This window comes from Pseudomonas sp. SMN5, assembly GCF_052041925.1.
GTDB lineage: Bacteria > Pseudomonadota > Gammaproteobacteria > Pseudomonadales > Pseudomonadaceae > Aquipseudomonas.
In genome coordinates this window covers 1-13,795 of the sequence record NZ_JBKGGX010000051.1, presented here as the reverse complement: position 1 = coordinate 13,795, position 13,795 = coordinate 1, and the positions used below count along the sequence as shown (strand labels likewise).

The window sequence follows — 13,795 nt, the reverse complement described above, 5'->3', positions numbered from 1 at the left end:
TAAGAGCCAGCTCAACCTCGGGCACCTGGTAGACGCCGACAAGCGCAAACGCGGCGAAGGGTTCGAACTGCGCAGCGACGGTTGGGGGGCGATACGCGGAGGCAAGGGGGTGTTCATCAGTGCTGATGAGCAGCCACGCGCGACGGGTATGCAGCTCGACATGGAAGACGCCATCAATCAATTGGAAAGTGCGCTGTCCCTGGCGCGTTCACTGGCCAGCGCTTCACGTAGCGCTGAAGCGATACCCAGCGATGTCGAGAGCCAGAGGCGTTTGGGCGAGGCGCTGAAGAATCTGAAACGGCCCGGCGTTCTGGTCCATGCCCCGAGTGGAATCGGCATGGTCAGTCCCGAGGCCGTATGCCTGGCCTCGGGGGCTGAAAGCGTCGGCATCGTGGCAGCACACAATGCCGATATCAGCGCCGGGCGCAACTTTACCGCCGCCGCACAGGACGCTGTCAGCGTGTTGGCGCGCAAGGCCGATCTGCAACTCAAGGCCGCAGAAGGCCAGATCAAACTGCATGCTCAGAAAAGCGATTTGCATGCGCTGGCTAAAGCCGACGTCAAGGTCGAGAGCACCAGCGGACGCGTTGAAATAAGCGCTGCGCAAGAATTGGTACTCTACTGTGGTGGCGCCTATATCCGCCTGAAGGATGGCGAGATCGAGCTGGGGGCGCCGGGCAATATCTACCTCAAGGCGCTCAATGTGGAGAAACTCGACGGCACTACGCTAGATACCCCGGCCACGCCTTTGCCTGCCGGTTATAGCGGTGTCTATGAGCTTAGAAATCAAGTCCAGGCGGCCAAGCCATTTTCTCGTTACCAAGTCACGACCCAACAAGGAGACATATTCACCGGCGTAACTGACAAGGATGGCCGGACCATGAGCATCAACACCCTGGTACCCGGGGACCTGAAGCTCGAAATGCTGGATTCGCTGTTCGATGAACAACTTCGCCTGGTCGATCCGAACGGTAAGCCGGCAAGCAATCTGAACTACCGCGTCACCCTGGCGGATAACAGCTCGTTTGAAGGCATGACCAACGAGCAGGGTCATACGCAGCGCATCGTGACCCGGGAACCGGCCCGGATCAGTCGTTTGTCCCTGTTCCCACCCGAAGGCGTGAAGCCGATCTGTTGCGCTGCGCAGAACGCCCAGGCCCCACTGGAGATCGACCTGAGCGCCATGAATATCTCGACCAACGATACGGGCGTGGGTACTTCCACAAAAAGCGTCGCTTTGCCCAAAGGCAAGACGCGCGGGTTGACGACAGGTGAAGTCGCCATGGCCCGATCGGTATTCAAGGACGCTGTCAACTACAGCAAAGTCAAAGTACATCACGGTGGTTGGTGGCTGTTCTTTGGTTTTCAAAATACGGCTGTTACGCCGAATGGTGAAATGTACTACCCGGAAAGTACCGAGTACTACAGGGATGACTTTTCCAATACGGCAAATGATCAGGACAAGGCTCTGTTCATGCATGAGATGACCCATGTATGGCAGTACCAAATGGGTTATCCCGTGAAGAAGAACGGTCTGACCGTGAGCAGTCGTGGTGCTGAAGCCTATGAATACAAATTGAGCAGTGAAGGAAGATTTTCTGAATACAACATGGAGCAGCAGGGCGAGATCGTATCGGATTACTACATGATTTGTGTGGTGGGTGATTCTCGATCGGTATGGAATGGAAACAACGCTACCCAAAGCCCGAAACTGCTGGCTTCAACCCTGGCGGATTTTCTGAAAAACCCTGCGGACAAGACCCATCTCCCCACTGGGCGCAAAGTATGAAGCCGGCAATATCCATAGTGTTCGGGCTTTTGTGGGGTATGGCGGGCATTGCCGATGCAACATCGTTTGGCCGCAAGGCGACTGCCCAAATTGCTGCGATTGATGGTCATCCGGCGATTTGTTTGCCTGATGATGTAGAGAAGGCGTTTACAGTCGGTTGGATATCGCTATCTGAAGGCTATGTCCGAAACCCAGGCTCTTGGGGGCTCGCACTTGTCCCCGGAGCCGAACCCCTGGCGCTGAAAGCCGGCGATTGCATGGTTTTTGGTGTCGTGCCCGACGGGTATGAATCGAATGACGAGAAGTTAAAGACCCGGCCGTTGGTGCTCCAAATCAACAGAACTTATGTATTTCGGCTGACTGATGCCTACCGAACTAGGGATAGTTATACAGCGGTCTTTTGTATTGGCCAGACCGTCAATGGCGTCGTTGAGTATCTTCAATATATTCGACGGGCTAATGGTGCGGAGGATATTCCTTATTGCGATTCCAAGCGTAATGGGAATATCCCTGAGCAACGTGAATCCTTGACGAAACTATCGTGGCCGGAGCGAGCGCGAGGATGAAACGTCTTATTGCTCTTGGATGGGTGTGTCCGGAACATAAGCCAACGGGCCCCCGACCATCTTTCTCGGAATATTCTTTTAGGCCGCTTTTTTCTGTGCCATGGGAAAAGCCCGAAGGGTAATTAACGCACCTGCAATGCTTCAGAGCGTAACGGAAAAGTCATGACGCCTTTTTGTCAGCCGTCAAAACAAATGCACAACAATATTTCAAGGATCGACATGCAAGACACTCATCACCGTACGGACACGCTCAACCCCTGCAAGGTCGTGGTGGTCGGCGAACAGAAAAAATACTGGATCGAATTCCAGTTGGTGGATGAACAGGGCGAGCCCCTGGCGAACATGCCCTACCGGGCGCGGAACGAAGCCACCCGCACGAACCACATCCCCGAATACGCCGGCCAAAGTGACGCACAAGGGCTGATTCGCATCGAGGGCCTGCACCCGCTGCCGATCACCCTGTTGCTGGCGGCCGATCCTCTGGCAGAACAATTGCAGACCCGACGCTTGCGTACGGAACGTCCTGAGCCGCCTCGTCCAACTTTTGCGAATCGGTTCCCGCTGCATCAGCCACAGCGTGCGGGTTTCTCACCCATCGAGCGGCAGGCCCTGGCTCAGGGGCATGGCTATCAATACCTGCGCATCGGTCAGTTGTGCGATCGGTTGCCGATCTTGAACCCGCCCTTGGAGGACCCCAAGCATCTTCCGGAATACCACTTTCCCGATCCGACCTTCAGCGGCTTTACCTTCGAATACGAGCAACTGGAGCGCCGTCACGTAGTGGAGGTCTGTCCGCTGCGGGCCTGGGCTTTGGTACTGCATCACCAGTCGGAGTACAGCATGGCCAATGCATACAACCTGGGGCTGATGAGTATTTTGGCGTACAGCAAGGAGGCGGATGAGGATCGGGGGTCCATCAAGGAATTCTTTGCCCAGCAGTGCCTGGATCTGTCGCGGGCTCCCCGAATCTGGGACAACGGTGACAACTGGCTCTGCCTGGTCAAGGACGTGCCGTTCAATGAGCGCTACGCGAGTTTCGAGCTGCTGGACACTAATAAGGCAGAACCCCCAGAGGGGGACACCCAACTGTTCTATGCCATCAGCGCGACCCAGGTTGTGGTCGCTTGGCGTGGCACCGAAACCGATGGCTTCGATGACCTGCTTACCGATGTGACGTTTCGTCCGGTCCCGCCCGAGGTAGCCGAGCTTTGTAAGCCCATGGTGCCCTGCGACGGCTTGGCGCCGGAGGGCAGTGTGCATCTGGGGTTTCGCAATGCCTTCGAAATGGCAAGGAGAATTTATGTAGATGAGCTGGGCAAGACGATTCCAGAAGAAGCGGAGGGCGCGCAGCTCTTTATTTGCGGCCATAGCCTGGGCGGCGCTTTAGGTTTGGTCCATGCCGCGTCGCTGAAAGACCTGAATCCAATACTCTACACCTACGGCATGCCCCGTACTTTCAGCCTCAAGGCCGTGCAAAGCCTGAGCGAGCTGGTGCATTTCCGTCACGTCAACGATACCGACCTGATCCCCAGCGTGCCGCCCGAAGCGGCCCTGGATAACTATCTGTACGACCTGTATGGCCCCTTGGGCACCACGCTGGGCTTCACCTGGTCGCTGGCCCAACTGGCGGCCAGTGCTGTAATCAAGCAGGGCGATCCCTATTGCCATCAGGGTGAAGTCGCGATGTTCTTTCGCGCCGAGCAGCACGTTCGGGAGCGCGGTTCGTCTTACCCGGCATATCGAAACAAGGACGGGCTCGGCGCGCCTTATCACAATGCCATCAGCCGGCGTTTGCCGCGCAAGGCCAAGTTCTACTTGGTGCCCAGCCTGAGCCCAGAGGAGGGGGAGCAGAAGGCCGAAGCGGCGCAAAAGGACCTGATCGGCTCACTTCGTCCTGATGAACGCGCCGCCTTCTTTCCGCGCTACGGCAACCCCAAGACCGGCCGGGTGTTGGGTATTGGTCATCATTTCATGAAGAAGTATCAACCCTACCTGCATAACCACCTTCTGGTGTCGATCAGCCCCGAGCGTAACCCTGCGCTGCGGGAGCAACAGGAGCGGCAGGCGTTCATGGAACAAATGAACGAACACTATGACCGCATTCATCCGGGGGAATTGGACCGCAACCGGGTGTTCCTCCACCTGCAGGACCTGTTGAGCCAGGCCTTGGGCTGCACCTGGGAAGCCGAGGGTGGAGCCGAGGCACTGCAGCGTTTCGATAGCGTGGCCGATCCCACCACGTACTACACCGACACTTATATCTGAGGGCCAGACCATGATCGAGAGAATGCCCGTTGCGCTGTTGGCTCTGTGTTTCAGTTTGAGCGGTTGTGCCAAGGACTACAGCTTGTCGCCACCGCCCGACAGTGAACAGATCACCGTAACGGTGAAAGTGCCCGAGGAGTTGGAAGCGAAAGTGATGCAGGTGATGTATCGCTCAGCGACCTGTAAACGCATCACCCACGGAGCGAGTGGTCAGCGAATCGAATTGGAAGGTTATCACGGCATCGATGTGTACCCACAACGACAAGGGCAGAGTGACCTTTATCAGGCGAGTCTGCCTAAGGATGGAGGTGGCGCCTGTCAATGGAAATTGAGTAATGTGACATTCGGCGTACGCTACAAAGATCCCTCGTTTTTTGGTCAGGACGCGATTTTCGGAGGCGGCGGAGGGATCATTGCGATTTTCGATCATAATAATTCGCCACGGGGAGGCGCTGATTACAAAGTTGCGGGGGACTTGGTACTTAAAAAAGATTACTACCCTTGGGTGTCAGAGAGGTTTTTAGGTGGATATAAAAAGTTCATTAGCCTAATTGGTGAAGGTAAAACCCATGTCAAATATCAGGCACTACAGGCAAACCAAATCTATTTCGAACCAGTCCTACATCCCGGATTCGTCCTTTATTCAGTTGGCGTAAAAGAAAAAAAGAAGGGCAATTACATTACGTACACCTACCCCGACGGCAATGTTGTAGCCGATGGGCGTCCAGATTCGAAGTTCTTGAGGTTACAAGCCATCCGCCTGGCGGCAGAGAGCAGGAAATGAGGCTCTCTTTCTACTCGGCCCAACTGGCGGCCAGTGCCGTGGTCAAGCGCGGCGATCCCTATTGCCACCAGGGCGAAGTCGCGATGTTCTTTCGCGCCGAGCAGCACGTTCGGGAGCGCGGTTCTTCTTACCCGGCATATCGAAACAAGGACCGGCTCGGCGCGCCTTACTACAACCCCATCTCCCGGCGCCTGCCGCACAAGGCCAAGTTCTACCTGGTGCCCAGCCTGAGTCCGGAAGATGGCGAGCAGAAGGCCGAAGCGGCGCAGAAGAGCCTGCTCGGTTCGCTCCGGCCTGATGAGCGCGCCGCCTTCTTTCCACGCTACGGCAACCCCAAGACCGGGCGGGTGACGGGTATTGGTCATCATTTCATGAAGAAGTACCAACCCTATCTGCACAACCACCTGCTGGAGTCGATCAACCCCCAGCGTAACCCCCTGTTGCGGGAGCAAGAAGAGCGGCAGGCGTTCGTAAAACAGATGAACGAACACTATGACCGCATTCATGAGGATGAGCGCGATCGCAATCAGGTCTTTCTCCACTTGCAGGGCCTGTTGGCTCAGGCCTTGAACAACACTCGGGAAGCTGAAGGCGGTGCCGAGGCGCTGCAGCGTTTCGATGGCGTGGCCGATTCCACCACGTACTACACGGACACTTATATCTGAGGGGCCATACCATGATCGAGAAAATGCCCGTTGCGTTGTTGGCCCTGTGCTTCAGCCTGAGCGGTTGCGCCAAGGACTACAGCCTGTCGCCACTGCCCGACAGTGAACAGATCATCGTAACGGTGAAAGTGCCCGAGGAGTTGGAAGCGGAAATGATGCAAGTGATGTATCGCTCAACTGTCTGCACGTTCACCGACCACACCGCTGGCGGCAGGCCCTATCAGCGCGACGGTTACCAGAGCACCGATATTCAGCCTGTGCGACAAGGGCGAAGTGATCTTTATCAGGCGAGCCTGCCGAAGGATGGCGGTGGGGCTTGTCAGTGGCGGTTGAGCAACGTGACGTTTGGTGTGACGTACAAGGATCCCTCGCGTTTTGGTCCGGATGTGATGTCTGGAGCCGGCGGGGGCATTATCGCGATTTTTGATCATAACAATTCGCCACGTGGTGGGGCAGGCATCAAAGTCGAGGGGGATCTAATACTTAAAAGAGACTATTACCCTTGGATAAAAGAGAATTTTTTGGATGGATATAGCAAACGTATCAGTCTTACAGGTGCAGGCGGTATTTATGTCAAATATCAGGCATTACAAGCACGCCGCGTCTATTTCGAACCCGTCCTGCATTCTGAATTCGTACTGCGTTCAGTAGGACCCAAGGTGAAGAAAGAGGGTAATTACACCGCCTATACCTACCCCGACGGCAGCGTCGTTGATGATCGAACCCACATGCCTAACTTTGACTGGTTGCAAACCATTCGTCTGGCTGCGGAGGGCAAGCAATGAAACATGTTCCGCTTGTTGCATTGATTGTTCTTTTCATCAGCCAGGACGGTTGCGCCAAGGACTACAGCCTGTCGCCACCGCCCGACAGTGAACAGATCACTGTGACGGTAAAAGTGCCCGAGGAACTGAAAGCTAGAACCTTTCAGGTGATGTACCGCTCAACGCTTTGCACGTTCACCGATCACACCGCTGGGGGCAGACCCTATAAGCGCGACGGTTATCAGAGCATCGATATCCAGCCCGTGCGGCAATGGTAAAGTGATCTTTATCAGGCGAGCCTGCCGAAGGATGGCGGCGGGGCTTGCCAGTGGCGTCTAAGCAACGTGACGTTAGGTGTGACTTACAAAGATCCTACGCGTTTTGGTGAGAATGTAAGCTTCGGGACTGGCGGGGGAATTGTGGCGACTTTCGATCACAACAACTCGCCACGCGGAGGAGCAGATTTCAAAGTTGACGGGGATCTGAAAATAAAAAAGGATTACTATCCACGAATGGATGAGGAGTTTCTAGGTCGTTATAAAAGAACCATTCATTTGTTAGGTAATGGCAATAGTATCTTTCCCGTCTATCAGGCTCTACAGGCTCGCCAAATATACTTCGAGCCCATTCTGCATTCCGATTTTGTATTGCATTCTATTGGACCTAAGGAAAAGAAAAGAGGTAATTACACTTCCTACATTTATCCCGATGGTAGTGTAGTTGCTGATGGAAGATATGGGCCGAGCTTTGGCAAGCTGGAAGCTATTCGCCAGGCTGCGGAGAACAAGCGATGAAACATGTTCCGCTTGTTGCATTGAGTATTCTTTTCATCAGTCAGAGCGGTTGTGCCAAAGACTACAGCTTGTCGCCACCGCCCGACAGTGAACAGATCACCGTAACGGTGAAAGTGCCCAAGGAGTTGGAAGCGGAAGTGATGCAGGTGATGTATCGCTCAGCGACCTGTAAACGCATCACCCACGGAGCGAGTGGCCAGCGAATCGAATTGGAAGGTTATCACGGCATCGATGTATACCCACAACGACAAGGACAGAGTGACCTATATCAGGCGAGTCTGCCCAGGGATGGCGGTGGCGCCTGTCAATGGAGGTTGAGCAACGTGACGTTTGGTGTGACATATAAGAACCCTGAACGCTTTGGTCAGGATGTGATGGCTGGGGCCGGCGGGGGCATCATTGCGATTTTCGACCACAACAATTCTCCACGGGGAGGTGCGGATTTTGAAGTTGCCGGGGACTTGGTACTCAAAAGAGATTATTACCCTTGGATAAAGGAGAACTTTTTGGATGGATATATTAAGCGCGTCAGCCTCATAGGAGAGGGAGGGATTTATGTCGCCTACCGGGCGCTACAGGCCCGTCACGTCCACTTCGAGCCCATCCTGCACTCCGACTTCAAACTGTATTCAGTTGGCGTAAAAGAAAAAAAGAAGGGCAATTACATTACGTACACCTACCCCGACGGCAATGTTGTAGCCGATGGGCGTCCAGATTCGAAGTTCTTGAGGTTACAAGCCATCCGCCTGGCGGCAGAGAGCAAGAAATGAAGCTCTCTTTCTACTATTGCGCCAATGATCGTAGCCTGAAGACTCGCTGCTTTTGGAATAATACGAGATTTCGAAGGCGACGGAGCGCTCATAGCGATCTTCGATCACAACAAGCCTTCACTGGAAGATCTGGGTGTCTACGTTGCTGGAAATTTGATGCTCAAAAAGATATTTGCCCTGAAAGATATTGGGTGGTTATTCACCAAATATTGACGCCTGGGTGCACCGTGAAGATCTATTAATTAACGGTTACCGGAATGTTGGCCAGCTTGAACTAACGGAGATGTTAGGAATGTCACAAGGATTTGTTTTGCTGGGTGATAAAAACACACACGGTGGAGAAGTCATAACGGCTTCTTCCACAACCATCGTAAGAGGCAGACCAGTGGCGCTGGTGGGTGATGAGGTCAGTTGCGTTGTTCCCGGCCACGGTATCAATCCCATCATCGAGGGTTGTGCTACGTGGTTCGAGAACGGCCGCGCCCTGGTAGTCAACGGTTGCCGCAGTGAATGTGGCTGCCGGCTGATTTCCAGCGCACCTGATTGTGCGGTGGGCTGAGCCATGGGATGGGATCGTCAGGCGCCAGAAGAGGCGCGAGTACCAACGTCCATTTTTCTGGGTCGCTGGGTTCTGGCAGCGTTGGTGGCCATGCTGGCGGGGGCGTTGCTGTTCTGGCTGCATGTCTCTGAGCGTGTTGCAGGGTTGGAGGCGTTCAATGTCTGGGTGGTATCGGGCTTACCGTTGCTGGTTTGGGTATTGGCGTTCGCTACCCGCGCCTACGTTTACGGTGGAGCGCTGAATCATTGGCATTTCCTGGCAACTGAGGCGCAGGCGGTGCAGCAGGCTTGGGAGTGTTGGGCTCATCGGTATCTGGCGGTGCAAGGCAGTTGCGTGCTTTTACCGGATCAGGTGTCTGCGGCGGTGCTCGCCCGCAACTTCAACGTGCCGTCCAGGGTAGGCAAGGCAAGGCGCATCGCGGCCTTGCCGGAGCGAGAGCGTGAACATGCCGGTCTTCGACTTCTGTTGTCGGCCGTGGCGCCAGCAGTGCGGACTGTATCTGCAAAGCAGCGATTGCAGGTGACATTGCTTAGTGACGTCGAGCCTGACCGATACGAGAGCTTGCGCGACACTTGGCAGCGGGTCTGGGTCAACGACTTTGAGCTGCCTACACCAGCAGCGGTCAGCCTTTGCGGAAATCTGTCGTATCAGTGGATCGACGAGACGTTGAAGGCAGCCCGTTCAACCACTGAATTGATCCTGATACTGCAGATACACGGCGGCGTGGCGTATTCGGACGGCTTGGCGGCATTGCTGCTTCGCCCGGACCGACTGGCGCTCAGTGGGGAGCAGCCGGTAGCGGGAGGTCTGTCACGTCCGATGCCGCTGGATATCGCCAATCTGTCTGGCGATTTACGGATATTTCTGCAATCCCAGACCAACGCTCGATTGGCGACCGGCGTCTTGGCCGACCGCGCGGACTGGCGGCCGTTTATGAGAAGTGTCTTGTCTCTCAGCGGCGCTGAGCAGCTTTCGCTGAAAGCGGACCAGCAATGGACTCAGGAATGTCTGTGTGGCTTGCCGGGGCCGCTCAGTCATTGGTTGACCGCGGCGCTAGGGGTGGAGATGGCCAGGCATCAGCAGCGACCGCTACTGATGTTGACTCAGGAAAACTCGGGACATTGGATCAGCACCGTAACGACCGGAGAAGCGGCATGAGCACACTCAACAACTCATGGCGTCGTGCGGGTGCCGCGGTATGGATCATCATCCTGCTGGTTGCATTGGGATGGGGCGTGTGGACGTATGGCGAACGGGCCGGTCTGCTGGAGCCCGCTCACAAATCGCTGGCCTGTTTACTGGTCATCGTCATCGCAACGGTGGGGTATCTGACGCCCGGTTTGTTGAATCACCTCAAGCGGCAGGACTACCGCGCGCAGGCGCGGGCCAACAAAATTCTTCCTCAGCCGGACGCGGAGTTGGTGTTGCCCGACGCGACTATCCAACTCGCGCACCTACGCAACCACCTCCACCACCAACGCGGCCTCTTCTGGCGCCGCAAGACCCGCGTCCTGTTGGTGATCGGCGAGCCCGCGCAAATCGACGCCATCGCCCCCGATCTCGCCGAGAAACACTGGCTCGAAGGCCAGAACACGGTGCTGCTGTGGGGCGGCAGTGCGCAGGCGAAGCTTGAGGCGCCGTTGCTCGAAGAATGGCTCAAGCACAGCCGCGGCCGGGCGTTGGATGGGGTGATCTGGGCGTTGGATCAGCCGCAGTGCAGCGATGCCAAGGCGATGGGCGTGGGCCTGTGGCATTTGCAGGCATTGGCGCGGCAGGTGGGTTGGGAGTTGCCGTTGCACCTGTGGCAGGTCTGCACCAGTGCCTGGTCCCAGGAGGCGCGTGCGACGCAGCCGGTGGGCTGTCTGTTGCCGCCGCGGGTGACGCCGGCGATGTTGCAGGAGCGCTTGACCGAGCTGCTTGCACCGCTGCGTCGCGAGGGCCTGGACCAGATGAATACGCAGGTGGAGCATGACTTTCTGCTGCGTCTGTCGCGCGATCTGCGGGTCGAAGGGATCGCCCGCTGGCGGCAGGTGCTGGCGCCGTTGTGGAGTGGCTTTGCCCGGGGCGTGCCGCTGCGCGGACTGTGGTTCAGCTTGCCGCTGCGCCGAGAGGCGCCGAGCACCGAGCATCTATGGCTGGCCGACCCGGCGTGGCGCGGCGTGCAAGCCGACCGCGGCGCCACGGCGCGCCTGGGCTGGGGGGCGCCGCGGGTGGTTTATGCGGTGCTGGCGGGATTGACGCTGGTGTGGGGCACCGGAATGGCGCTGTCGTTCGTGAGCAACCGCGCGCAGATCGTCCAGGCGCAGGCCTTGCTCACGGCGGTGCAACAGGCCTCGCAGCCCGAGGCGCAACTGCGGGCGCTGAACGAGCTGGTGCATGACCTGGCACGCCTGGATTATCGGCTCGCCCACGGCGCGCCCTGGTACCAGCGCTTTGGTCTGAACCGTAACGCGGACCTGCGCCAGGCGCTGTGGCCGCATTATGTCGAGGCCAACAATCGATTGATCCGTGACCCGGCGGCGGCCCGCCTGCGTGAGCGGTTGAGCGCCCTGGTGCAGTTGCCACCGAACAGCCCCGAACGCGCCGAGCGGGCCGGCGAGGCCTACGATCAGCTCAAGGCCTACCTGATGCTGGCGCACCCGGAAAAGGCCGACGCGCAGCTATTGGTCAAGGCCCTGAGCCATGTCGAGCCGTCCCGCGAAGGCGTCGCGCCGGGGCTCTGGCCATTGATCGCGCCCAACCTGTGGCAGTTCTACGGCGAGCAGCTGGCGGCGAATCCGCCGTGGCGCATCGAGGCCGATCCACGCCTGGTGGCGCAGGTGCGACAGGTGCTGCTCGACCAGCTCGGGCAGCGCAACGCCGAAGCCACTTTGTACCAGCAGGTGCTCGACGAGGCGGCGCGGCACTACCCGGCATTGGGCCTGCAAAAGATGGTCGGCGACACCGAGGCGGCGTTGCTGTTCACCAGCCAGGCCAGCGTGGCCGGGGTGTTCACCCGCCAGGCCTGGGACGGCCACGTGCGCCAGGCCATCGATGAAATCGCCCGCGCGCGGCGCGAGGAAATCGACTGGGTGCTCAGCGACCGGCCGGGGGATGTCGAGACGCGATTGTCTGCGCAACAGCTCAGCCAACACCTGACCGAGCGCTACTTTCGCGACTACGCCAACGCCTGGCTGGCGTTTCTCAAGCGCCTGCGCCCCCGCGCACCGGCAGGCCTGAGCGAAGCGATCGACCAGTTGACGCTGATGAGCGATGTGCGCCAGTCGCCCTTGATCGCGCTGGTCAACACCCTGGCCTACCAGGGCCAGGCCGGTGGGCGCGGTCAGGCGCTGGGTGATTCGCTGATGAAATCCGCGCAAAAGCTGCTCGGGCCGGACAAGGCGCCAGCAATCGAGCCTCTGTCGCCGCTGCCCGGCGGTCCGCTGGACGCGACGTTCGGGCCGTTGCTGGCGCTGCTGGGCAAAGGCCCGCAAGGCCAGGGCGGCGCTGATGAACTGAGCCTGCAAGCGTTTCTGACCCGAGTGACCCGCGTGCGCCTGACCTTGCAACAGGTCGGCACCGCCACCGACCCGCTGGAAATGACCCAGGCATTGGCGCAAACCGTATTCCAGGGGCGCGGCATCGACCTGACCGACACCCAGGCCTATGGGCGCCTGATGGCCGCCAGCCTCGGCGCGCAATGGGCCGGGGTGGGCGAGACGCTGTTCGTGCGTCCGCTGGAACAGGCGTGGCAGCAGGTCCTGCAACCGTCGGCGGCGGGGCTCAACCGCCAGTGGCAACGCTCGATCGTCGACCATTGGAACGCGGCCTTCACCGGGCGCTATCCATTCGCCGCCACCAGCAGCGACGCCTCGCTGCCGATGCTCGGGCAAATGGTCCGGGCGGACTCGGGGCGCATCGAACAGTTCCTGCGCAGCCAGTTGAGCGGCGTGCTGCGCAAGGAAGGCAACCGCTGGGTGGCCGACCCGCGTCACGGCCAGGGCCTGCGCTTGAATCCGCAGTTTCTGGCGGCGGTCAACCAACTCAGCGAGCTGGCCGATGTGCTCTTCACCGACGGCGGCCTGGGCCTGAGTTTCGAGTTGCGCGGCAAGCCGCAGCGCGACGTGGTGCAGAGCACCTTCACCCTCAACGGCGAAAAACACCACTACTTCAACCAGAAAGAACGCTGGCAGCGCTTCAACTGGCCGGGTCGCGGCGAGTACCCCGGTGCGCGCCTGAGCTGGACCGGCCTGGTGGGCAACGAACAATTGTTCGGCGACTACGCCGGCACCTGGGGCCTGATCCGCCTGCTGGAAATCGCCCGGCTCACGCCGCTGGACGACAGCGCCAGCCACTACCGCATGGTTATCAAGACCCCCGACGGCGAGCACCTGACCTGGCACCTGCGCACCGAGCTGGACGCCGGGCCGCTGGCACTGCTCAAGCTGCGCGGGTTCAAGTTGCCGTCGCAGATTTTTCTGGCCGAAGGTGGGCCCGCTGCGCGCCAAGGAGTGTACGAATGAGCTTGCGCCACCTGATCGAGCGCTGCCTGGGCGAACGCGACGCGCTGTCGGTTGCCCGGGAACACGCCTCGCGCTGGCAACCCTGGTTGCAGCCCATCAGCGCAGACTTGCCCGTCGGCGAGGACCCTGGCTATGACGATGACTTCCAGTGCATGCGCGAAGAGGTCAATAAATTGTCCGGGGCCAGTACCGAACGAGTGATTGCCTTGGCCGAAAAGCTGCTGACACATACCTGCAAGGATCTGCGCGTCGCCACTTACTACCTGTGGGCGCGTTTGCATCGGGACGGGGGGGGAGGAATCGCCACCAGCACACACCCATTTGCCTCCCTGGTTGA

General features: G+C 58.4%; 13 protein-coding genes. All 13 read left to right on the top strand.

The window, feature by feature from the left end; genetic code table 11:
* On the top strand, window positions 1-1,789 hold a 1,789-nt coding region (locus tag ACLEJR_RS26850; protein WP_440817724.1), incomplete at its 5' end, for a DUF2345 domain-containing protein.
* On the top strand, window positions 1,786-2,355 hold the full coding sequence (locus ACLEJR_RS26845) for a hypothetical protein (protein ID WP_440817721.1): 570 nt from the start codon (window positions 1,786-1,788) through the stop codon (window positions 2,353-2,355). The genes ACLEJR_RS26850 and ACLEJR_RS26845, both read left to right, overlap by 4 nt.
* A gap of 219 nt (window positions 2,356-2,574) precedes the next feature.
* Entirely contained in the window at window positions 2,575-4,620 is a 2,046-nt protein-coding gene (locus ACLEJR_RS26840; protein WP_440817718.1) for a lipase family protein, read from the top strand.
* Window positions 4,621-4,642: 22 nt separating this feature from the next.
* Window positions 4,643-5,404: a hypothetical protein gene (locus ACLEJR_RS26835; protein WP_440817716.1), complete on the top strand. Its 762-nt coding sequence runs from the start codon at window positions 4,643-4,645 to the stop codon at window positions 5,402-5,404.
* Window positions 5,401-6,069: a hypothetical protein gene (locus ACLEJR_RS26830; protein WP_440817714.1), complete on the top strand. Its 669-nt coding sequence runs from the start codon at window positions 5,401-5,403 to the stop codon at window positions 6,067-6,069. The genes ACLEJR_RS26835 and ACLEJR_RS26830 overlap by 4 nt, the downstream gene beginning before the upstream one ends.
* Before the next feature lie 11 nt (window positions 6,070-6,080).
* The gene (locus ACLEJR_RS26825) at window positions 6,081-6,854 is read left to right on the top strand and encodes a hypothetical protein (RefSeq protein ID WP_440817713.1); all 774 of its coding nucleotides are present in this window, start codon (window positions 6,081-6,083) and stop codon (window positions 6,852-6,854) included.
* Window positions 6,851-7,111, top strand: a complete 261-nt coding sequence (locus ACLEJR_RS26820) for a hypothetical protein (protein ID WP_440817710.1) — start codon at window positions 6,851-6,853, stop codon at window positions 7,109-7,111. The genes ACLEJR_RS26825 and ACLEJR_RS26820 overlap by 4 nt, the downstream gene beginning before the upstream one ends.
* Before the next feature lie 78 nt (window positions 7,112-7,189).
* Window positions 7,190-7,627 (top strand): hypothetical protein, encoded by a 438-nt coding sequence (locus ACLEJR_RS26815; protein WP_440817708.1) that lies wholly within the window; start codon window positions 7,190-7,192, stop codon window positions 7,625-7,627.
* Window positions 7,624-8,397: a hypothetical protein gene (locus ACLEJR_RS26810; protein ID WP_440817706.1), complete on the top strand. Its 774-nt coding sequence runs from the start codon at window positions 7,624-7,626 to the stop codon at window positions 8,395-8,397. The genes ACLEJR_RS26815 and ACLEJR_RS26810 overlap by 4 nt, the downstream gene beginning before the upstream one ends.
* Before the next feature lie 187 nt (window positions 8,398-8,584).
* Window positions 8,585-8,956: a PAAR domain-containing protein gene (locus tag ACLEJR_RS26805; protein WP_440817704.1), complete on the top strand. Its 372-nt coding sequence runs from the start codon at window positions 8,585-8,587 to the stop codon at window positions 8,954-8,956.
* Window positions 8,957-8,959: 3 nt separating this feature from the next.
* A complete protein-coding gene (locus ACLEJR_RS26800; RefSeq protein ID WP_440817702.1) occupies window positions 8,960-10,114 on the top strand; it encodes a hypothetical protein in 1,155 nt (384 codons plus the stop codon).
* Window positions 10,111-13,458, top strand: coding sequence for an ImcF-related family protein (locus tag ACLEJR_RS26795; RefSeq protein ID WP_440817700.1), 3,348 nt, complete (start codon window positions 10,111-10,113; stop codon window positions 13,456-13,458). Before ACLEJR_RS26800 ends, ACLEJR_RS26795 begins: the two co-directional genes overlap by 4 nt.
* On the top strand, window positions 13,455-13,795 hold a 341-nt coding region (locus ACLEJR_RS26790; RefSeq protein ID WP_440817698.1), incomplete at its 3' end, for an ImpA family type VI secretion system protein. The genes ACLEJR_RS26795 and ACLEJR_RS26790, both read left to right, overlap by 4 nt.